Genomic DNA, 22,201 nt, shown 5'->3' on the forward strand with positions numbered 1-22,201 from the left:
CCTATCCTCGAAACTCGAACGGGCTGTTGAACTCGGCCAGCAGTGGGGCTGTAGCGTCTTTCTCGCTTAGGATTGCCTCGCCTGTTATGGGCCAGTCGATGCCAATGGCCAAATCATCCCATCGCAACGCGCCCTCGGTCTCGGGCGCGTAATATTCGCTGCATTTGTAGATTATCTCACTGTCGGGCTCTAACGTAACGAAGCCATGGGCAAAGCCTGTGGGAACATATAGCTGCGCGCCATTTTCTGAGCTAAGCTCATACCCCACCCAGTTGCCATAGGTCGGGCTTCCGCGCCGAATATCGACCGCCACATCAAAGATGGCGCCGCGCCCGCAGCGCACCAGCTTCGCTTGCGCGTAGGGCGGAGCCTGAAAATGCAACCCCCGAACCGTACCCACTGTGGCAGACAGAGAGTGATTGTCTTGGAGAAATTCGACATTCACACCTAAGCCCTCGAATAGCCGGCGGCTGTATGTCTCGGCAAAGAAACCGCGATGATCACCAAAGCGTTTCGGTTTCAGAAGCTTGACGTCGGGCAGCGTCGTTTGTACGATTTTCATAGTTGTGGCTTTCTGATATCCTCAGATTTCGCTTTCATTACGGTTGCTTCGCCTCAAATGCGGTTGAGAAGCCTGAAATAAGCTTCGCCAATTTGATCCCAAGTGTAGCGGCGTTGCGCGATTTCGCGCATATCGGCACCGAGTTGTGCAGCCCCTGTTGGGTTGAGGCCCCGTATCAGTGCCGCAAGCTCACCGAGAGTATTGAAATAGCGCGCCTTACCCTCAGTGCTGTGGCGATTGAAGGCGCAGCCATGCGCCAGGATAGGGACGCCGAAATGCATCATTTCGACTAGCGACGGATTGGTGCCGCCGGCAGAATGGCCGTGGACGTAAACTGCCGCGCTCCGGCGCAGGCGGTAAAGGGCGTCGCGATCGTAGATCGGGTCGAGCAGGTGCAGGCCGGGGCGATCGACATAGCGCGCCCGCATCTGCCGCCCGTAGTGGCTCCTGTTCCAGTTGCCAACGAATACGAGCGGACGGTCGGAACCGTTGAAAGCCTCCAAGATCATCTCGACATTGTTTTCGGGTTCGATACGGCAGAGCGCTAAAGCGTATTCGGGCGGGAGTTTGGGAAGGAACGTCACGGCATCGGCTAGATGCCCTTCGAGCGCGTTATCACCGCCGTAGGCGATCACCGTGGCGGCAATCCCGTAGGCCGTCTGAAGATAGTCCGCGATTCCCTGGTTATCAGCGATCACCTCGTGGCCATAGCGCACGGCGAGGACCTCAGACCAGCGCAGGAAGTGTCGGGCAACGCCTGTCCATTTCGACCTTTGCCACTCGATTCCGTCAACGTTGATGACGATCTTCGCGCGCGAGACCAGCCGCAAAAGCGGCAGAACGACGGCGCCCGACACGCCGAGGATTAATAGTCTGTCATGCCCACGGCACGCCGCATCAAGGGCAGTGATGGCATCATAGAGAATGCTCTGGGCACCGTTAGCATCGAGCCGTGAATACCGCACGCGAGCCCCGTGATAGGTGACTGGGTGGTCGGAATAGGCGCGTCGACTGCAGTAGACGGTCAGCCCATCCGCGGCTTGCGAATGTCTTTCCGCATAGCGCACGAGGTTTTCCGCGAGCGTCTCGAAACCGCCGTAGCGACCTGGCACGCCTACGGTGCCAAGGATGGCGAGTTTCATCGTTTCCTCGGCTTTTGGGCGCTTGGGGCCATGGCAAGAATCTCTGCATGCAATGCAGTTGCGAATTGGCTGACGGTGAATTCCCGAGCTCGCAGGCGTGCTGCCTCCGACATAGCCAGCGCCGTGGATGGTTCGTCCGCAAGGGTGGTCACACTGCGATCCAGTGTGGCGATGTCGCGCGAATCCACCAGGTACCCTTCACAGCCCTGGCTTATGAGTTCACTCGGTCCGCCCACGGGCGGGCCGATTACCGGCAAGCCGAAAGCCATGGCCTCGGCGATGGTCAAACCGAAAGTTTCTATCCAGAGGTCGACTCTTGAGAGGTTCACTAGCAAGTCGGCTGTTGCGTAAAACGCTTCAGGGGTGGCGGCGCGGCCATGCACAGTCACGTTCCCGGGAACACGAGCCGGAGGCAGGTAGCTTTCGATCTCCGCGGCATCCGCGTTCAGCACGAGCGTGAACTGGATGTCGGGGCGCCGCTCGAGCCCGCGGGCCAGGGCAAGAAACTCGGGAATCCCTTTATAGTCGCGCGGCGAGGCTAGCATTAGCACCTCGAATAGGCCCGATCGGCGGGGTGCGTAGGTGGTCGCCGAGCCACGCTTTGAAATCTTGGCGGAGATCGGGTTGGGAAGCACCTGGTTGGGGACGCCGGCGATCGGAAGGCGAGCGCGGTGATCGTGCGACACATAAAAGACCCGGGCCGCAGTCTTCTCGGCGATGCGCAGGAGAAACCACCCAAGCGGTCGCGGAGAAATCGACACTTCGTGGAGGTGATACACGACTCGGTGCCCATGACGCGCGCCCCAAAGCGCGGCGCCAAAAGGCAGAAGTGTGTTGACGTAGATCAGCGCATCTTCAGGCAGATCCGCTCGCGACAGCGCCCGGTAAAGCGACAGCTGGCTCACGGCAAAGGCAAAGAGCGTGAGTAGCCGGATCCGGCTGCGGCGGTACCAGTAGCGGCGGACGGGTACGCCCGCATCATCCAGTGCGCCGTAACCTTGGCTCCCGACGAACAGGACCCGGTCGGGCTCGATCCCTTCAAGCGCCTGGATTGTTTCGCGCAAGACCACGGGACTGCCCGACGCGTCGTTGAGAAGGTGGCAGAAAATTATCACCGAGAATGGACGCTCACTCGATTTCGACTGCACGCCGGTAAGTATCCTGGACGTGCTCGGCGAGTGACGCCCAAGAGTACCTGTTGACGGCTCTAGAAGCGATTTCGGCATGGTCCACGGGCTTCTCGGCGGCAGACCTAATGGCGTTCGCATAATTCAAAACGGCTTCCTTTCGCGATGTTCCCGTGCTTGCGAGGGTGATGCCCGGGATTTCACGCGCAGTAGTTGCTATTTCCGTGATGCCGTCAAACGCTATGACCGGCGTGCCGCAGCCGAGTGCCTCGATCCAGATTAGGCCAGCCACCTCGGCCGAGGGAAACAGAAGCAGATCGCATCTTGCGATTCGGGCAAACAACGCATTGCGGTCCATGGGCGGCATGAAGTGGACGCGCGCCGATAGTTGATGGCTCTCGGCCAGATTCCGCAACATGCGCTCTGCAGGGCCGTCGCCGATGATTTCAAGCTGCACGTTGTTTGGCAGCAGGGCCATCGCTTCGATGGCGATATCGACTCCTTTGATCCAATCCAGGCGACCGGGGCAGATCAGCCAAACTGTCTCGTTCCCGGCAGAACGATCCTGCGCATTGACTGCGAGATCCTTGGCAATCCCAAGCTGGCTGCGCATGATGACCCGGGCTTCGTCGAGAGGCGCCAGTCGGCGGGTCACCCATGGTCCGGCACAGAAAATCTTGTCCGTTCGTCGAAGCGCGAGCCGCAAAAACGGATCCAGCCGCCATAGAATTCTTCGTGAAAAGAACTTGACGACGTGGAGATGTTTGACCTGGTGGGGCCAAATTTCGCGGCGCCAAGCGGGCGCGATTTCATGGTGGTTGATTGGCCCCCAGACCGATGGACGGCCGAGAATCCAACCCATATTGGGGATACTGTCATTGTGAAAGTTGAGGGTATGGACAATTGAAATATGCCGTAACAGCAAGCGCCTTCTCTTCAATACGAACGGCCAAATCGATTGCCACAGATAGGCGTACAGTCCGTAACCGCGCGCACCCTTCTTCCACCAGGCGGCCCACCGGGGCAGATCGAACCCGATCAGTTGGACGTTGGGGCTAGCGGCGGCAAAGTCGGGGCTTGCCTTAAGCTCAGCGACATTGTTGCGGCGAGTGATTAGGATCACCCGCATGTCGGGGTCCAGCCGCGCGAGCAGGCTGCGCGCTACGTGGCCCTCGCTCGTCTGCAACCCAGCATCATAGGCGGCGATCAAAATGCAGGTTCGGGTGGCCTTGCTGATGGAGGGCGCGGGACTGGTTCTGGTCACTGCGGTGTCCTGGTAGAAAAGCGGCCGGATGAGCCGAGGGGGAATGCCACCGATCAGGCGAAGGTGAGCGAAGCTCCGATGACCACGCTGCCCGCGGAGATCATCAAACCCCGACCAATCGCCAAGCCGTCGATTATCATGACCTTTGCGCCCGTCCGGTAGCCGGCCGATCTCGGTCCTCTTTGCAGGTGACGCCCCGCTTGCATAAGAGCGCGAGCCGTTGAAGATGTGGCTTCGGCGTTCACGTTAAGCATTACCCGATGACACGATCAGCCCTGATGAGCCCCCCCCGTACAGCGGATATAGGCGAACTCGCAGTTCATACGTTGTCGTCACAGCTGATACCCTTACCAACGTTCGCAATCGAACCACTCGGGGTCATGTGCAATGGCGTCCCGAAATAGAATTTGCGCTCGACCGATATCTGATAGTGCTAGAGGCAGTCATCTAAGCATTCCTCCTGGAACCGCATAAGGCCGCCCGCCGAGTTTGTCAGTAGCAGGGTCCCCTCTCGCGCGCGAGCACGATCTTACGTTGTAAAAGGACCAAGCCTCGGGCCAAACCGAGCCACTGAATCAAGGAATGGCGGCCATCGTCCGGCTTGGGACATCCGACGAGAGGGTGGACGGACGGCCGAACGCGCGAGAAGTGAGCCAATGACGCGAGACGGGTCATTGCGCGACGCCAAGATTCTCGGTGCAAACTGCATTCGCAGTATTTGCCTCAAGATGGGCCTTAGCCAAATAGACCAGGAGGTCTGTCCACGTTTCTAGTGACCAATACAACTGCGCGCCCTGCTCTTCTTGACGTTCGTATACCTCACCATAGTAGGATACCTGGCTAACAAGATACAAGCCAAAGTACATCATGATGGACGTGCGATCCAATGTCTGGATGGCGATTTTGTCGATCTGTTTCAGGATCGCCTTTGCCGGGGTCCGATGCACCAGGATGGCCTGTGACACTTTGTAGTGAAACGGATCAAAAAATTTCGGCCTCAGGCCGAAGAGCTCCCAGTCGATGATCCGCGCCGTACCGTCAGGCGCGCGCAGTACGTTCCAACGGGTGAAATCGCCGTGCGCGTCGTAGCAGGCGACGATGGTTTCGGGCGGAAAGGTTTCGAGGAACGCGTGCGCCGCTCTCCGAGCCCGGTCAATTCGCGCAGCGATGTCGCGCTTCGGGTGCGGCGCCGTCGTCAAGTTGGGGGATTTCAATCGCTGCAAGAGGTCTTCAAGCGGGACGTCTGTCTGGCTTCGGGCGAAGAGCAGATCATGGACGCGCAGGACCTCCTTATTATCAAGAGGGGCGTAGGTCGCGCCGGTGCTCCTAACGTCTTCGAGAGCGAGCGCATCGCCGATCCAGAAGCATCGCGGCACGAGACCGGCAAGCTCCGTGTCCTCGGCCAGCGCGTTCAGGGTCGCCGCCTCGGTCAGAGCGAGCGCCAAGCTCTGGGCTCCGATCGGCAGCTTGATGAACCAGGCCGTTGCGCCTTTCTTGGCGAAAACGACAAACTTCCGGTTTGGTCCAGCGGTCCCGAGAAAGACTGCGAGGGCGTCAAAACGCCTTCGGTACAGATCATAGCGAGAACCGTCCGCAATTCTGAGAACAACCCGCCGTGAGGGAAGGCGCAGACCGAAGGCACCAAGAATCCGGGCGGCACCGTAGATTATCTGCGCGCGTCGGTTGGCACGCGGCCAGGTCTCGAGGTGCAAAGGACGGCGGTAGTGCGCCTCGAGCAACCAGCGTTCTGGACCGCGGCGTGGAAACGCCCGAAACGTGATGTCGTCGCCAGGCGCCCCCTTGGGGCCAAATAGCGCGGTGAGATCGATCATTGGGCGAGGATTTCCTCGATGATCAGCTGGGCCGTCTCCTCGGGGGGACCGACGTTCTCGATCTTGATCGCGCGCGGGAACAAGCGCGCGGCCGCCTTGTAGGCCGCGACCTGTCGTTCCGTTTCTTCCGGTGGCACTTCCTGTTTGCGCGCCTGGATCACCGCCGGCGGCGCCGTGATGATTACTCCGATATCGGGGCGGGGCGCGAGCTTCAAGAGCGCACGCATCCACCAACGCACTCGGTCCAAACGGTAGCGCCGCGGGTCGATTAGAACGTCGTGGATGTAACGGTCGAAAAACACTAAATCGTTGCGTCGCTTAACGCGTGGCACCCCCATGTTGAATTCGAACAGCATTAACGAGATTTTCACGAATACCAGCCCCGGTTTGTATTGCCGGCCTTCGTGTGGATTGGTGGTGATCGTCAGCGATCCTGAAGGGCGGTAGCGTTTCAGGTATCCTGGGGCGAAATGGTAATGAGAGAACTCGACTCCGCGCTTGGTCAGCTCGACTTCAATAAGGCTCAGCAAAGTGCTCTTGCCAGCGCCGTCCGGGCCGAGGAATACAATGGTTTTTGCGCGTTTTGTCATGTCTTTCTTGTCCCAAGCAGCCTTTCGAGCGCCCGGTTGGAAACGCTGGCGAGGAGCGCCTCGAGGTCGCATTCTTTCGCGCTGGAAAGGGGGACGTCGGAGAGTTGAATGTTGACCCACTTGGCGAAGAGGCCGGGCTTTCGTGCAGGCGCCCCCCTCACGTCAAGCGATGCATCGCCGACGAGAACCGTCTTGCCACGAAAGGCTTGCCCGCGCAGGCGCATAGTGCCCCTGGACAATGGCCCGACTGACCCGGCGGCGACCGGTCCTATAAAGGGCTCGGGAAAGCCGGATTGATGCATGATTGTATGGAAATTTTCGAACAGCGCGGCGCGGCGCGGCGCATCGGCCCCGGACACTCGGAAGATTTCGCCCGCGAATGTCGACGGGATGGCTGTGAAGAACAGCGCTCGCCAGACCACCTTAACTATCCATGCTGGCAGGCCGACGATGTTCACGCCTGCCGATGCGGCGCGCAGCCGCCAGCGGGCAGACCGGTCAATCCGGCCGCGCTCGATCTCGGCTTCTGATAGGGGAAGGCCGTGGGCATCGGCGAAAGCGGCGATGCGATCCGGCGCACAGACAGAGAACACGCGCTCGCGGTCACCGTCGCGCAGGTAGCCAGCATAGAGCAGTTTCTGCAGTAGGGTGACTAGCCCGACCGTATCCGCCGTCCCCTGCGTTTCGAGATTGTCGAACAGGGCGTCTGTCAAGGGATCGGCGCCCAGTGCACCCCAGCTCATACCGTTCCAGAGATCGATCTTAACGGCTTTGTGGCGCCCGTCAGGACCCCAACGCTGGACCAGGCAGATCTGCGTGAGATACCCTATGTCGGCCAGGCCCGCGACAGCCCAACCGCCGCGGCCAGCCGCTTCGGCGACAAGAGTGAGGGCTTCGCGGGCACGGTCGCGCTTCACCAGGACGTCGATGTCACCACCTTCCCTTGCGAACTCGTCAAGGCCGCGCAGCAGTAGATATTGCATTTGCCCGTCCAGCGCCGTGAGCACTAGGTCCGCTGCTGCCCGCTTGAACGCCAAGCTATGTCTCCCGGATGTTTTGGTAGGCCACGACTAAATCCGTCGAGGCGGCGTCCCAGTTAAGCCGGGTTTCGATTAATCGCCGTCCCCGCCTTGCCATAGCCGGCCAGTCGTCGCGTGTGTCAAGCGCCTTTCGCATTGCGCGCTCTATGCCAAACGCCGTCGGTTCGCACAGGACGAAAGCACCGGTATCGGCGAAATGGCTGGTGTCGGATGTGCGTGAGATAATTGCCGGTACCCCCCGCGCGAGGGCTTCCATCGCGCCGAGCGAAAAAACGTCGGATTTCGATGGGTGGACGAACAGGTTGATGTCATCTAGGAAGGCAAGCTTGTCGGCGCCGAACTTCGGCCCCACGAGCTCGACGCCTGCCGCCCCCCATTGCCGGGTGATAACGTCTGCCTCGGCGGAGGCAGGACCAGCCAGCAGGAGCCGCATCCGGCCGTCGGTGTTAACCTTGGCGAAGGCTTCGCAAAGTGCGCCGAGGTTCTTCTCTCGGGCAATCCGTCCTATATAGCCGATCCTGAGATCCGGTCCGGGCCGTGGTCGTTCGCGAATGTTAGGGAAATCCTCAAGATCGACACCGTTGGGGATCACGCACATCGCCTTCGGCCGGAAGGCGGCCAAGGCCTCGGTGCTCTCCTCCTCGGTCAGGGCCTGTATCAAAGCCGCCCGCTCGAGATGCCGCCGCTGCAAGAGCATGTGGAAGAGCTGTTTCTGCAGGAAGTTCTTCAGGGAGATCCGGGCGGGGGCAATCCCGGCATGGAGGGTGACGACATAGGGCTTTGCATGCCTTTCGCAAACCCGCCCAACCCAGATGTTGAGGGGCGCGTAGGTTCCGTGCAGATGCACCACGTCGGCCGCCATGACAGCCTGGTGCATGGCGGTGCGGAAGGCCCGGTTCCATTTCGTGTAGACGGTGACCGCGAAGCCGTCGCGCTGGATCACTTCCCCCTCATGCGCGGCTGTTTGCGCTTTGCCCAACACAGTGACCGATACTCCGTGCTTGGCGCTGTATTTGGCGAGGCCGGCGATGACTTGATTTACACCATTAGCGCGGTTCTTGTCCGCCTTGCCTAGAATGACGTGCAGAACCTTCAATCCACCGAGACCCTTCTGTTTTGCATCCCGCACATCTTGTGTGCTGCTAGCGGATTTTTTCCAAATTGGTAACCCTTGATTCTGAGCGGCGATGAAGCCCTCGGGGTCCGTGTTCCCGACGAAGGGACTTCGATTTGACGGCATAGTACTCACGAACGAAGCGGTTGATGACTGCTTGGCGATCGACAACCGAGTGAAAGAAGCCGTGCTTGAGCCTGTGTCGGGGGAGTTTGGCAAAGAATTCTTCGACGACATTGAGCCGGGAGAGGAGGTCGCGTGAAGTGGTGACGGTGGCGCTGGATGTTCTGCGCGATGACCTCGCCATCGAGCAGGTTGAGCGCGGTATACAACGTGCTTGTGCCGCAGTGCTTGTAGTCCGTGGGTCATGATGCCGGCCATGCCCTTCTCATGGGCAGGCCAGGATGGGCGCGGTCAAGCTCCGGGATCTGGCTCTTTTCATCGAACGAAACCACCGCATCGGCCGGCCGATCAAGACATGGACTAATAATGGTGAAGGGCTTCTCGGCGAAGGCCGGATCGCCAGAGGCGTTGAACTGCCGCCAGTCTTGAGGGCTGAGGCCACGGACTGTTCAGATGCTCTGCACCCTCCACGCCGCTGGCCCGAGGACCCTAGCCACCGCGCGCAGCGCCCAATCGTCGCCTCATGCGGCGGCGGCAGCTCCTGCGTCAGACAGGCAGATCCCGGCAACACCCTCTGGCGAGACCTATGTCTTTCCGGGCGAGCAGGAGTACTCGCGAGGGAGACCGCCGACGCCCTAAAGCATGATCCGCTCCTGCCAGCACCACACGCGGATCTTGCATTTGCCGGTCTCGACCATGATTGCCGTGGTGCCAATGCCGTCGCCGCCCCCAAGTACGATCCTCGCCCCGTAGAAGGGCTTCTGTAGCTCCTTGGGGCTCGACGGGCATTGTGCAGATCGTAGATTGCCATTCCGATCAGGAACAACTCGAAAGTTGTCTTAGAATAGAAAACACCGTGCGCCACCAATGTTTTAACCAGAATCGAGGTCGTGAGAAGCAATATCACCAACGCGGCCGTCGCAACCCGGCGATCGCCGGTTCGGCGCGCTTCCTGAATACCTGCTGCTGCAAGCCGGTAGAGTTTGTAGATGAAGAGTACGAAGGCGGCGAGGCCCATAAAGCCTGCCTTGAGGTATATCGTAACGTAGCCGTTGTGGAAGAAGGGAATGTTCTGAAGCCTATCGTCGAACGGTCCGACGGCAAAGCTGCCGAAGCCTACACCGATGATCCGGGCGAGGCCGCCGACTTTCTCGATCTCCTGAGTGCCGATATAGGCCTCGTATCCCCTCCAGTTGTCGCTGATGTCCTGCATACCCGCGTAATCTGATACTTGGAGCTCATTCAGGGACCCAAGCATCTTGGCAAGGAAGTCGGTGCCTTCCGATGCGGCGCGCGTCACGGGTTGAGGCGCAATTTGCAAGAATGGCGCGACGGTGAGAAGCAAGATGGCGGTGATCATCGCGAAACGGATCCACCTGCGGTTGAAGTAGACCAGAACCAATGAAATTAACGCGATCGCGATGTCGACACGCGAAAGCGAAATGAAGATGAGCGACAGATTTACCAGCAGAATACAACCGCATCTCCAGTTATTTTTTAGCAAGAGAGGTGACGGGTAAATCGCTAGGAGCAACAGCACTGCGTAGGTCGATGCCCTGCTGTCGAGCCCGTAGCTGTAACGATTCTCGAGCGATACACCGATGATTCCGGCTCCGAAAAGGAAGTCAGAGAATATCAACAGGCTAGATGCAGTCAGAACGTAGATTAATGTCTTCAAAATACGTGTAAAATCGGCTCCCGGTTTCAAAAAGGTCAGGCCAGCAAATAGCAAAAATACCGGAGCCATGAAGAAGTAGATGTCCTTGCTCGTATTCCAAGCAGAGAACTGGTAGGGAGAAATCACTAGCGTTGAAAGTGTCGCAATAAGAAAGATGGCCACCAAGGCCCAAATGCCCGCCGCTTGGAGCATTGCCTTGCTGGGGCGGCGTTTCATAGCAGAATACAGGACCAAGGCGGTCGTAATAGCAGCGAATGGAATGTACGCGAGGAACAAGTAGGACATCGCTAAGGCGGCAACGAACGCGCTGGACCTGCTGATTCTGAAAATGCTCGGCATATGCCCTCGGCTTTGATCAGTCCGCGAGACTCAGTCTGGAGCGCGGTGAACCCGATGGATTATCCGGCGCACTAGCGTGTGTCAGACAGTCTCCGTCTGCTTGACACTCAGTCATGGCGGAGTCCAGCCCTGATCATGTGAAGCCCCGCGAGCATGCTGTACGATATCCGCAGTGCGCCTCGCTTGACCGGGCTATAGTTCGTGTAATTGTCTAGATAGTAGAGCCTGCTAGTGATGAATTGAAGCATCCGGCGACTTGAATTTCCTTTGGCCGAGGCTACGTGGGCATGAACCGCTCGAAACTTGGGAAAAACCATCATTCGACCACCTGTGCCTCGTACGCGGGCTGCAAGGATAGGCTCTTCACTGTAAAGAAAGACACTTTCGTCAAAGAAGTCGGTGTCCTGGAGGAACTGTGAGCGGATAAGGAGGCAGGAGCCATGCAATTTTTCCGCCTCCACCGGTGAAGAGCCTGTCGGTGGGAGCACCTTGGGGGCGGGACGCAGCATCCGTGGGCCTAATTGACGTATCCAGAGCAGTTCTTCCCAGAAGCCCGTCTCGCGCAGCGGATGCTCATCCTGGCCGAACAGATTGACAAGGCGGGAAGCGCCCACGACACAATCAGGCACGCTTTGCATCTCGGCCCAGAGGCCCGACAGATAGTCGGAGTCTGTGATCCGCACATCGGGGTTTGCGACAAGCACAGCCTCGCAGCCTGCGGCCACCGCTAGCCGGGCGCCAATATTGTTGCCAGCGGAATATCCGCCGTTAGACTCGCTGCGCAAGAAGACCGCTGGCAATGCGGCCACCACCGCCGGGTTGGCATCTGCGACGGCAAGCACCCGGCCCTCAGGCAGCGCGGCAAGGAAATCCGCCTCCATCCGTGCGCGTTCCTCTGGACGTGAGGCATTGTCCACCACAATCAATTTGAGATCTACGTAGGATTGGGCGATGAGCCCCGTGAGGCACTCGGACAGGTCAGATGTGCTGTTGTGGGTCAAAACGATCGCGCCGATGCGTGACGGATTGCCGGTCATGTCGCCCCCAACGGACCTGTTTCGGCGCGCGGGTCCGTCTTTTCCACCTGCCTTGGATTTTCCGCAGGGAGCGTCTCAAAAGTTGTCACTCTTTCTTGTGGCCCAGGCTGCAGGCCTTCCGGACAAGCCGACATGTGCTGCATGTATGCAGCAATCTGCGTTCGGTCATGCCAGAGACGTGCACCCGCCGGATTCGCCGTCAGGCCTGGAAGGCCGGCTGCCCTTTTGTCGAACAGGATCATATCCCCCAAAGATCGCGCAATACGCTTGCTGGGCCCTTGGCGTATCTCCAATATCCCGCAGAGATCGATGCTCGGAGCGCCAGAAACGGGTTGCGACTATCGCGCAGGCGTTCACGGAGCGACAGATGGGAGATCTTCGATGAGATCTGACGCAAAGCTTCGGCCTTGTGGCGTTTCGCTCGAAACGTTGGGGCGGCCGAAATATTGTGTCCAAGCCGTGTCAGCGCTTCGATGAGGGCCAGGGACTGCCCCCTCCTGGCTGCCGTACGAGCCTGCGCGCCAACAGCCTTACTCAGACTATCTTTCTTCGTGGTCTGACGTCCGTGGCGCCGATACCGCACAAGTTTTTCGTCGAGGGCCACCGCTTGCCATCCGGTTGCTATGACATGAAGGGCCAACCACGTGTCATGGGTCATGCCGCGTGGATCCGCGTTGATGGGGCAGAAAGGACTAATGCTCTGTTCTCGAAAAGCAGCGGCCATTCCGTAAACGAAGTTTCCGCCCCGTAGTAACTCACCAACTGGATCGTGCTGAAAACGTCGGCGACGCTGCGAGTTGAACCGAATCTGTTGCCAAAGCGACTTGGGTAATGACCGGCCTCGGGCGTCAATTTGAGAGGCATCACAGAATACTAGACCGATGGCAGGATCGCGTTCGAAGGCGGCCACGAACCTCTCGATTTTCTTTGGCTCCCAAACATCATCCTGATCGCAAAAAAAGACGTAAGTGCCTCGGCATGCGGCCAAGGCTTTGCCGAAAGCGTGATTGACCCCGGCGTTCGCAGTGCCCTCGATAATCTCGACACGGAATGGCGCGCGGGTTTTTAACTTCTTTAGGAGGGATACGGTGTCATCCGAAGAGGCGTCATCATATATGATAAGCTCGTCGGGCTGGCGGGTCTGTTTCATCAGGCTTTCAAACTGCTCCTCGAGGAACACCCGCCCTTCGAAAGTCGCCATTGCGATGGAGATCCCGGACTTTTGCGTATAGGGTGAACCTGTCGACATATCACAGCCAAACTTTGAAAGAGGACCTGGACAAATTCACCGGTTGGACGGGCGCAACAGTATGCCCGGAATAAAGCCTAGGTGACGTTTGACCAAAAACACGTTCATCGCGGTGGATGTCATAACGCCTGCTGCAACTCCGATCGATGCGCCCACGGCGCCGAACGGACCGATTAGCAGGATGCAGAGCGTGATATTGACGCATAAAGCCAAAGCCTGTGAGGCCAAAACTATCCTTTCGCGCCCTCCCATAGTTAAGAGCATGCCGGCATGGCCGAATGCCATTGAAATCACCTGGGGCACCGAGACGATCACCATTGGCAGGTAGGAGTTCTCGTCGTACGGCGAGCCGAACAACAGGCCGAGGATCTGTGGCCCAACTAAAAGAATAGAAATTGCTAGGGGAAGGGACGTTAAGAACATCAATTGGGAGGACTGGCGCACAATATCCCTTTGCTGTCCGATATCGCCTGATCGTATGGCCGCCACCATGTGGGGGCCAATGATCGTGGACAAAACGTGGAAGGGGATGATGACGAACATCGCCCCACGTTCTGCCACTCTGAGATAGGCCACAACTTCTTCCTGTCCCATGAAGCCTGAGATCAAAACTGCGACTTGAGTACTGAGTAGGGCTGTCGCACTCATTATCATGAAAGGAAGCAGGGCCCGTCGCCAACGAGGCTGGTCGGTCTCGTCGGAGCTGGCCTCTCCCACCACTGGAGGTTGGACCCGCCACAACATGATCGAGGCCAGTCCGAATACCAGCACTGTCACCGCGAAATACCACCAAAGCGCGTTTGCGGCAGATGTCAGTCCCAGCTTCGCCAGTCCGAGGTACCCGAGGATCAGCAGCGTGGGCTGCAACACCTGGTTTGGCCATTCGGCCAGAAAGGAGCGACCCAACCCCTTGAGGATGCCGTTACGGATTGCGTTCAATCCAAAGAAGGGGACAATAATAAATGCAATCAGAAGGTGCTGGGCGAGCATGTCCCGAGAGACTGCATTCCAAACCAGAAAAACTAGGCAAATGGCGAAGCTGACCAGAACCACCCACCTATAGGCCTCTATCACTACGCCGCGATAAGCTGGCCAATTTTTACTCTGCGCGTAGCCGGCGACCTCTCGAATCAGCAGCATCGGCAACCCGCCCGAGACCGGAATCGCCAGGACAGTAGCCATAGACAAGGCGAAGCCGAAAATTCCGAAATCGGCCACGCTCAGGGTTCGCGCCAGCACGATGTTCGCTACCAGGAGCAGCGGAATACCTAGCAGATACAGGCCTGATACGCCCGCAAAACTCCGCAAGATTGATCGGCGAGACAATTGTGTCAGCATAATACGCGCATGGCCTAAGTTGTGCTGAAATAGGATTGCCGTTAGTGGGCCGCGCAACGTCAAGAGCGCCGGTTGGAGCGAGCAATATTGTCAGCGGTTGCGCGCTACTCGATTGCACAGGATGGGTGATAGCGGCACGTCTGGAATGTGCAGGTTGGGAGATAGGCCGCGGCTCGATCGAAATCTCGTTGTAACGGCGGAACCGGACGTGGGAAGCATCGGAACTTCTGAAATATGCAACAGGGTTAGTCTCAATTGCCCTTAGGTGAGCGCAGAAGCGAGGCGGACGGCTGAGCCATTTTCTGCGAGAAGCCTAGAAATTAGATATTGTAGAAAATACCATTGGTTTGCCTGTGGTGCCCGTCAAGCTGTTCCGCCTGGTTTAGTCTTGAGAACCGCTCGCGGCCGGCTCTAGCGTTTGTATTGCATAGGGTCTCCAATGCTGCCGCACTCCGGGGTGAGCGCTCTCCCGCGGAGTCTTTGAATCTGGACGCCGGCGCCTACCAACTGGTTCCTGCGGGCGCAATGCGACTCAGTTCGCACTAGCAACGTCGTTGCGGGACAGCGTGACCGGAACACTCCGCCCGATGAATCCCATCAGCACCCGCACACGCTCCGGTCCATCCAAGCGGTCCAGCGCGCCAGAAAACCCGCTGAGCGGCCCCGCTATCACCTTTACCTGCTGACCGGATGAGAGTTCCAAACGCGTTTTACTATTGCCAAAGACCTGCTGCAACTCGGCCATGGCCAGTTCGGATACCGGCAGCGGGCGATCCCCGCTCATCACCAGCGAGCGCACGCCGAAGGTGCCATTGATTGACCGCCACCGATGGGTGGAGAGTTCAATCTGCACGAAGATATAGCCCGGAAAAAGCGGCACGCTCACGGAGCGGAACTGGCGGGCGTGACGAATGGTCTTTTGGAGCCGCGGGGCGAATACCACGAAGCCTTGGTCTTCCAAGTGCCACACTGCCAGCCGTTCCTTGTTCGCATTGGTCTGGACTACATACCACCGCGCGGCCGCGGTGGCGTCCTCCGCCCGTGCGGCACTGGACGCCAGCGCTCGGGATGCCGCCGAGTTGGATCCGCTCAGACCCTGACCAAGGCTCGTACTCATCTCAGGCTCCTTCCCAGCAGCAAGCCGAGCGTCCAAGTAAGCGCCAGACCAATTGCGATCCCCACAGCGCCGATTGCTACATCAATGGCACTTGCGTCCCGTTCGGGAAGGAAGATCTGACCCCCCTCAACAAAGACAGCCGATGAGAGCACGCCCAAGGCAACGGGCAGTGGTGGCCAAATGGTGCTGGCCAGCGCAGCGGCAGTACCAAACGCTAGTAGGTGGAGAGCAATGCTATTAAGACCTGTCAGCTCCGTAATCTCACTCTGGCCACTGCCGAAGGCGAAGATCGCTACGATCAGCGCTTCGCAGGCGAGCAGCGCCAGAATGACGAAGCGATAAGGTTCGCTGGGCGACCGAGCCATCGATAGATTGCTCATTCAACGAGCCCCGAACCCGGTCACGATAATGCGCAGGGTACGCAACACGATGAGGAGGTCGAGCCATAGAGAGAAGTTCTTGATGTAGTAGAAGTCGAAATGGAGCTTCTCGAGGATCTGATCGACAGCGGTAACGTGGCCTTGGTTGACCTGGGCCCACCCCGAAATCCCGGGGCGAACAATGTGGCGATAGCGGTAGAACGGGATCTCTCTCTCATACCATTGAGACAAGGCAATGGCCTCCGGGCGCGGCCCGATCCAGCTCATCTCCCCGCGCAGGATGTTGAAGATTTGCGGGAGTTCATCCAAACGAGTCCGGCGCAGAAAACGGCCAAGCCGCGTGATGCGATCATCATCGGGGCGCGTCATCGCGGCCTCCCGTGGATCCGATGCTGGAACCTTCGCCACCCGCATCGTACGGAACTTGATCATCGAGAATGTCTGACCGCGGAAACCGACCCGGGATTGCACAAAAAGTGCAGGTCCAGGGCTTTCAATGCGAATAGCAAGCCCGATCAGTACGAGCACCGGTAGAGTTATAATGAGCACAAGGAGGGCGAGAAGAAAATCGCCCGCCTGCTTGAGGCTGAGGTAGACGGCGTCAGGATTGATGGACCCGAGGGTGTTCTCGGAGAGGTGCTCAATTTCGACCCGACCGGCGACGGATTCCTGGAGCTGTTTGATGTGAAAGACCCGCGTGCCGGCCAGCGCGCAATTGGCAATGAAACGCTCCCACTCGGGAGCCAGATCCTCGCGCAAATCAACAACGATGCCACTGAGACTGACCCTCGGCAGCCGCGGTTCAGTGAGTTTGTGCCACTCGACCCCGCGAGCGGAAGCGAGACCGCTGACATCACCTCCGGGGACGACAGCAAAGCGCATGGGACGGTAGCGCCGCGCCACCGTCTGGGCGAAGAGCACCCATGCAAGCGCAATCGCAAAGCTCGACGGAAACAGATAGCGATTATACTCAATGCGCAGGAAGAACATCATCGCAAAGATGACGAGAAAGCTCATGAGCAGGGTCGGCATCAGGAAGACGTGCTCCTGAACGCCGGGGAGCGCGGTAAATTGGCGCTGCGCCAACAGAGCCAGAACGATAGCGACACTCGAGGCAAGGATCGTATTGACCTGTAGTGGCAGCAGCCATCCTTCGAGGTCGAATCCCCATCTAAAAAACACCGGCATTAAGACGCCGAGGATAAGCGCGCCGAGTAGCTGGTACCGCAGCCGGCCAAGCTGGCCAGGCCATTTTTGAAGTCGCTCCTGCAAGGCACTGCCCGGGCTCAGCGCGCCGTCATCTACACATCTCGTCAAGCGCCCGCACCCTCAATGGATTCCGAAGCAAATGTCTTTGCCTAAAAAAGCAGCAGTCACATACGGACAAATCCGCAAAAGTGAATTTTCATTCTAGCGGAGCAAGTCATCATTGCAACGTGTTATTTCATGAGCGCATTCGGGAGCGGCTCCAAGACGAGCGCTGTCGTCTCACAATTGCCCAGGCGCCACAGCTGAGGCAGAGCGGTTCGATTGACTTCTGGCAGCCGGAAGTGCGGTCGAAAAGACGATCGCGTTCAGAAACGCAAAAACCAATGCCATGCCCATCGTCCGCAGTGGATAATCCACGAATGAGTGGATGAGCAGGAAGACAATCCCGCACAGGGCGGCGGTGCGCATTGCGGTATGGGGCTGCCGCAGCGCTGCCCGCGCCAGCATCAGCAGGTAGAGCGCGATGAGCGCCAGGGCAGGCAAGCCCCCCTCGAGCAACAGCTCCAGATACTCGTTGTGGGCGTGGTTGATATAGACCGAGCGGATATCGGTCTCGGCCTCAAAGCGTGGATAGACGATCTCGAACGTCCCAAAGCCAGTGCCGAAGGGCATATTGGCGCCAATGCCTTCGATGGTGTTCGCGCGGATGGTGGTGCGATCGAGGGGGTTGTCGGGATTGATTTCGAGGACATTGCCTGGGTTGCTCGAAAGAAAGATGGCTCCAGCAGTTGCGAGGCCGATCAGCAGCCACCGTAGACGGCTCGGCATGTTCGCGATGAGCGCAAAGGACACTGCAGCGCAAAAGAGGGAGAGGAAGGCGCCAGCAACCGAGCGGGTCGCAAAGCCCACCAAGACCATCAGCACGATCGCAAAGAGCGAGAGCAGCGGCCGTTTGATGATCACGAACTGATAGATGACAAAGGGGATGCCGACAAAAAGCAGGGCGGCAAAATGATTCTGGTTGGCGAAGAAGCCGGCACCCGTCGGGTAAGGGAGGAAGCCGACAATGATCGGCGAACTGGCCGAAAATTGAACAAGTGCAAAGGCCATGTTGAGCAACAGCCCAAGCAGGAAAAACGGCAGCAGGCGGTTAAGCTCGTCCATGCCCAAACGAAGCAGAACCAGAAAGAACACGATGACCGGCAGGACGAAGAGGAACGCCTCGAGCGTTCGGTTCCAGTCGACAGTGAGGGCGAGGGGGCGAGGCATTTCTACCCCTGCATTGCCGACTTCCGGCGCTAGCAGCCATCCCAGCGGCAAAAGCTGGAGCAGGAAGGTAAGACCGACGAGCCCCAACAGGATCAACACATCTCGACGATAGCGCACCCGATGCTTGGCTGGGATGAGCAAGACCAAGAAGCACAAGCCCGCCAATTGCAGAATGAAGGTGGTGGGAAGGCCCCCCACCGAACTCCCGCCGATGAGAAGTGAGGCCAGCAGCAAGACGCCGAGGGCCCAGATGCGTGCCGGGGAGGACGGTGCCGCCTCCGCTCTCAATGCCGAGTGATGCGCAGTGCCGAAAATCTGACCTCTCCCCGATAGCGGTCGCGCCAGCTGTCCGTGCGAATGTCCGTCCTCAGCGATAGACGCTGGGCAGGGCAGCCCGATTGCGGCACCTCCAAATCAGCGTCCAACAGGCTCATCCCATAAGAGCCTTCCGGCACATCGACTTCAGTCAGTGAGCCCGCACCGCCCAGGCACTCCAGGTGCCAGTAAAGCCGACGGGGCGCTGCAAGCTGGACGGCCTCAAGCGCCACTTCGAACCGATATCGCCCCATTGGCAGACGCAAGGTCTGCCCAACTGTGCCAAGCTTGGCGGGACTATCCATGAAGCGAACCGTTAACCCGCCCGCCTGCGAAGGCATTTTTATATCAGCTGAACCATCCGACCTTGCCTGCCAGGCAAAATACCCCCCGGCTGCAATGCCCGTGAACTCCGGGTCAAAGACATAGCCTGCCAGTTCCCGCTCTGGACTCGGAAGGCTGGCGAGAAAGAGCGTGTGGGCATCGCCAAAGGCACCGTGTCGCGCTAGCGCCGCGACCGTCGCTGCGACATCACCCTTTGCTGCCGATGTGGTTGCAGGCCCTTCGGACTGCAGCAGATCACGGGCAAAAACGAGGCCTGGCGTCGTAGCGCTGAGCGCAATGAGGGCGCGCCGCCGCCAGGGCGGATCGGTGTGCAGCGTTGAGGCCAATAGGGCCCGTCCGTCCTCCGTCCTCACAGCCGCTTCCAGCACCGGGATGATTTGGTCCCAATAGAGAGGCCAGCGTCGGAGGATGAGATCGATATAGCCGAGTGCTGCGCCGATATCGGCCTCTGCAAGGCTCTTGTCGGTCAGCCGCAGCAGGGCGTGTATTTCAGTCTTGGAGTGATCGAGCGCGATCTGGTAAAGCGCCGCGGCCTGCTCTTCATGGCCATCGCGCTCAGCTATGGCACCCACCAGGCTATAGCCGCGCGCGTCTCCCGGTGCGGTGCGCAGCAGTGCTTTGGCATGCTCACGCGCCGCATTCAAATCCGAGCCATTCCCATTAAGGCCCGCTAGCACGACGTTGACGCGCGCCTCGGCATTGAACGGATTGAGGGCAAGGGCAAGAGGCGGATTGTCCGCCTCGAGCATCCGACTAAGCCCTGTGCAGCAAAGGACGAAGATGCCTGCGATACAGATGAACCACGCCACCGCTCCAGCCACCGAACGCTCGTGCTGGCTTGACGTCGTTCTGCTCCTCGATCCTGGGCGTCTCCTCTGAACCATAGGAATAATAGCCCTCATACATGTAGCGGTAGGCATAGCTGTAATCGATCTTCTCGATGTCGAGCTTGCCAAGCATGGCGCCAACGATGTTGCCGCCGGCCGAATGAAGCCGCTTCAACGCTGCACCGGCCGATTTGCGCGCTGTCTGATGCGCAGCCACAACCAGCAGCGTCGCCTCAGAATGCCGCGACAGGATCAGCGCGTCCGAGAGCCCGATCACGGGAGGGCCGTCAAGGATCACGAGCGAATACGCCTTGGTGCAGGCGCGGATGACGCCGCCCATGCGGCTCGATGACAGCAAATCCGCTGGGTTGGGAACCATGGGTCCCGTGGAGAGGAAATCGAGCTTCGGATGGGCCGGGGAATGATGAAAGAGCTGCTGGACGTCCTCGGGAGCCACCGTATTCGTCAGAAGGTTGGTAAGGCCCATCGTATTGTCGGTCTTGAAAACACGGTGCAGGCTCGGCCGGCGCAGGTCGCAGTCGACGATCAGAACCTTCTCGCCCAGAGCGGCAAACTCTTCGGCAAGCTTATAGGCGGACGTGGACTTGGACTCGCCGGGCTCGGCACTGGTTACCAGCAGCGTCCGCGGTGCCCCATCGGCGCCTGAGAACTGCAGCGAGGTGCGTAAGGATCGGTAGGCCTCCGAAAGGGCCGAGCGTGGATCCAGAAGGCCCTCACTGAGCTTGTCGCCCTCGGCCTTTGGAATGATCCCGAGCACGGGCAGCTTCAGCTCGCTTTCGACCTGGTCGGGCGTGCTGAACTTGTTGTTCAAGAGCTCCAGAATATAAATTGCCGCTGCCGAAAGCGCGACTGCCCCACCCAGGAACAGCAGCAGATTGCGGAATAGGCTTGGCTGGAACGGGGCGGTGGGTGTGATGGCATAATCAACCACGTCGATATTGTCGCGACGCAGATCCGAGACCACGCCCAGCTCGTTGCGCTTGTCGATCAAGCTCTGGTACTGCGCCCGGCTCGAGGCGACCTCACGATTGAGGATCGTGTACTGGATGTTCTTGTCACGGAACGCGACCTGCTCGACTTCGAGCTCAGCGAGTTTCTGGCGCAGATCCCGTTCTTCCTGCAGCGAGGCCTCATAGCTCAGCCGGATGGCACCCGCAATCGCGTTCACCCCCTGCTGCAGCTGCCGTTCCAACTCGCTGATCTGCGCTGAGAGGCGCTGCATTTCCGGAAAGGCAGGCTTGAAGATCCCCAGCTTCTGCTGGTACTCGCTGCGCAAGGTCGCAATGTCCCCCCGCAAGTTCTGGATGGCCTGGCTTTCGAGCACCCGGGTAAGCCCCGCGGCATCACCGGCGTCAATCTGGGCGACCAGCCGCTCGTTCTCGAGCCGCCTCTGGATGGCCTGAGCCAGGGCGTCATTGATCGCCGTGATGCTGGCGGTGATGAGCGAACCATCTTCGCCCGCGGCGCCCAGCTGCTGATCCTTCGAATAGGCGACCAGCGCTGCCTCCGAGGCCTCGAGACTGTTCTTGGCCTCCGCGACCTGCTCGTCGATGAACTGCCGTGCAAGATCAGACGTCGCAATGGTGCGATCCACCTGCTGGTCCATGTAGCTCTGGACCACCTGATTGGCGATCTGGCGGGCGCGCTCTGGATCATGGCTCGCAAAGCGCACCTCGAGCAGGCTCGTGCCACGGATCAGGTTCGCCGACAGATCTCGCAGAATTTGGCTGATCGCAAGCTGCTCGCGCTCTTCGGCGGTATAGGCATCGAGGGAGGGTTCACTCGAAGTCCCGAAGATGCGCGCAAAGATATTGCCCACCGAAAAATCGGGGCGCGGGAAGAGAAACCTGGCATCATTGGCAAGATTGAGTTCCAGCGCGACCCGGCGCGCCAGATCGCGGCTCCTCAGCTTTTCCCTGGCGGTCTCGAACGTGCGCAGATCACTGGACTGGGCAACGATGTCCATGTCCTCGAGGACACGGGCTGTGGGCACCATGATCTCGATACGCGCAGTGGCCGCATATTTCGGGGACTGCATGAGGGTCATCGCCAGCCCCAGGACCAGGCCAAGACCGACAAGTACTGCAATCAACCAACGGTAACGCAAGGCCAGCCAGAAGAGCTTGACCGGATCGAAGGCCTCCTCGCTCTCCTCGGTGAAGCGCCCGCCATACCCTTCCCAGGCTGGCGTATCATAACGGGGTGCTACTGCACCCGTGCTACCACCGCGCCATGGCAAATTCTGTTCGTTGCGGTCAAGCATTCTGAGGCCCAGTCTCCAAG

At 59.1% G+C, this 22,201-nt stretch carries 18 protein-coding genes; all 18 read right to left on the bottom strand.

The window, feature by feature from the left end; genetic code table 11:
• Position 1 precedes the first annotated feature (1 nt).
• Positions 2-562, bottom strand: a complete 561-nt coding sequence (gene rfbC / locus EMQ25_RS11525; protein WP_127188744.1) for a dTDP-4-dehydrorhamnose 3,5-epimerase — start codon at positions 560-562, stop codon at positions 2-4.
• A gap of 53 nt (positions 563-615) precedes the next feature.
• Positions 616-1,704 (bottom strand): DUF1972 domain-containing protein, encoded by a 1,089-nt coding sequence (locus EMQ25_RS11530; protein ID WP_127188745.1) that lies wholly within the window; start codon positions 1,702-1,704, stop codon positions 616-618.
• Complete coding sequence (locus EMQ25_RS11535; RefSeq protein WP_158626065.1) at positions 1,701-2,852, bottom strand: glycosyltransferase family 4 protein; 1,152 nt, start codon at positions 2,850-2,852, stop codon at positions 1,701-1,703. Before EMQ25_RS11535 ends, EMQ25_RS11530 begins: the two co-directional genes overlap by 4 nt.
• Positions 2,833-4,095: a glycosyltransferase gene (locus EMQ25_RS11540; protein ID WP_127188747.1), complete on the bottom strand. Its 1,263-nt coding sequence runs from the start codon at positions 4,093-4,095 to the stop codon at positions 2,833-2,835. Before EMQ25_RS11540 ends, EMQ25_RS11535 begins: the two co-directional genes overlap by 20 nt.
• Before the next feature lie 671 nt (positions 4,096-4,766).
• Entirely contained in the window at positions 4,767-5,927 is a 1,161-nt protein-coding gene (locus EMQ25_RS11545; protein ID WP_127188748.1) for a hypothetical protein, read from the bottom strand.
• Positions 5,924-6,517, bottom strand: a complete 594-nt coding sequence (locus tag EMQ25_RS11550; RefSeq protein WP_127188749.1) for a hypothetical protein — start codon at positions 6,515-6,517, stop codon at positions 5,924-5,926. Before EMQ25_RS11550 ends, EMQ25_RS11545 begins: the two co-directional genes overlap by 4 nt.
• On the bottom strand, positions 6,514-7,554 hold the full coding sequence (locus EMQ25_RS11555; RefSeq protein ID WP_127188750.1) for a hypothetical protein: 1,041 nt from the start codon (positions 7,552-7,554) through the stop codon (positions 6,514-6,516). Before EMQ25_RS11555 ends, EMQ25_RS11550 begins: the two co-directional genes overlap by 4 nt.
• A 1-nt stretch (position 7,555) precedes the next feature.
• Positions 7,556-8,653: a glycosyltransferase gene (locus tag EMQ25_RS11560; RefSeq protein ID WP_158626066.1), complete on the bottom strand. Its 1,098-nt coding sequence runs from the start codon at positions 8,651-8,653 to the stop codon at positions 7,556-7,558.
• Between the two features lie 406 nt (positions 8,654-9,059).
• Complete coding sequence (locus EMQ25_RS11565; RefSeq protein ID WP_127188752.1) at positions 9,060-10,811, bottom strand: hypothetical protein; 1,752 nt, start codon at positions 10,809-10,811, stop codon at positions 9,060-9,062.
• A 107-nt stretch (positions 10,812-10,918) separates the two neighbouring features.
• Entirely contained in the window at positions 10,919-11,848 is a 930-nt protein-coding gene (locus tag EMQ25_RS11570) for a glycosyltransferase family 2 protein (RefSeq protein ID WP_127188753.1), read from the bottom strand.
• Positions 11,849-12,086: 238 nt separating this feature from the next.
• Positions 12,087-13,049, bottom strand: a complete 963-nt coding sequence (locus EMQ25_RS11575; RefSeq protein WP_158626067.1) for a glycosyltransferase — start codon at positions 13,047-13,049, stop codon at positions 12,087-12,089.
• An 84-nt stretch (positions 13,050-13,133) separates the two neighbouring features.
• On the bottom strand, positions 13,134-14,435 hold the full coding sequence (locus tag EMQ25_RS11580) for an oligosaccharide flippase family protein (RefSeq protein WP_127188755.1): 1,302 nt from the start codon (positions 14,433-14,435) through the stop codon (positions 13,134-13,136).
• Between the two features lie 532 nt (positions 14,436-14,967).
• Positions 14,968-15,552: a transcription termination/antitermination protein NusG gene (gene nusG / locus EMQ25_RS11585; protein WP_127188756.1), complete on the bottom strand. Its 585-nt coding sequence runs from the start codon at positions 15,550-15,552 to the stop codon at positions 14,968-14,970.
• Entirely contained in the window at positions 15,549-15,932 is a 384-nt protein-coding gene (locus EMQ25_RS11590; RefSeq protein ID WP_127188757.1) for a VanZ family protein, read from the bottom strand. Before EMQ25_RS11590 ends, nusG begins: the two co-directional genes overlap by 4 nt.
• The gene (locus EMQ25_RS11595) at positions 15,933-17,249 is read right to left on the bottom strand and encodes a sugar transferase (RefSeq protein WP_244606571.1); all 1,317 of its coding nucleotides are present in this window, start codon (positions 17,247-17,249) and stop codon (positions 15,933-15,935) included. It lies immediately after the preceding gene.
• A gap of 171 nt (positions 17,250-17,420) precedes the next feature.
• Positions 17,421-18,644 carry an O-antigen ligase family protein gene (locus EMQ25_RS11600; protein WP_127188758.1) on the bottom strand — a complete coding sequence of 408 codons (1,224 nt, stop codon included), beginning with the start codon at positions 18,642-18,644 and terminating at the stop codon, positions 17,421-17,423.
• A 50-nt stretch (positions 18,645-18,694) separates the two neighbouring features.
• Positions 18,695-19,819 carry a tetratricopeptide repeat protein gene (locus tag EMQ25_RS11605; protein ID WP_127188759.1) on the bottom strand — a complete coding sequence of 375 codons (1,125 nt, stop codon included), beginning with the start codon at positions 19,817-19,819 and terminating at the stop codon, positions 18,695-18,697.
• A gap of 4 nt (positions 19,820-19,823) precedes the next feature.
• Entirely contained in the window at positions 19,824-22,181 is a 2,358-nt protein-coding gene (locus EMQ25_RS11610) for a GumC family protein (protein WP_127188760.1), read from the bottom strand.
• Positions 22,182-22,201: the final 20 nt, after the last annotated feature.

The organism is Arsenicitalea aurantiaca (assembly GCF_003994485.1).
Taxonomy (GTDB): Bacteria; Pseudomonadota; Alphaproteobacteria; order Rhizobiales; family Devosiaceae; genus Arsenicitalea; species Arsenicitalea aurantiaca.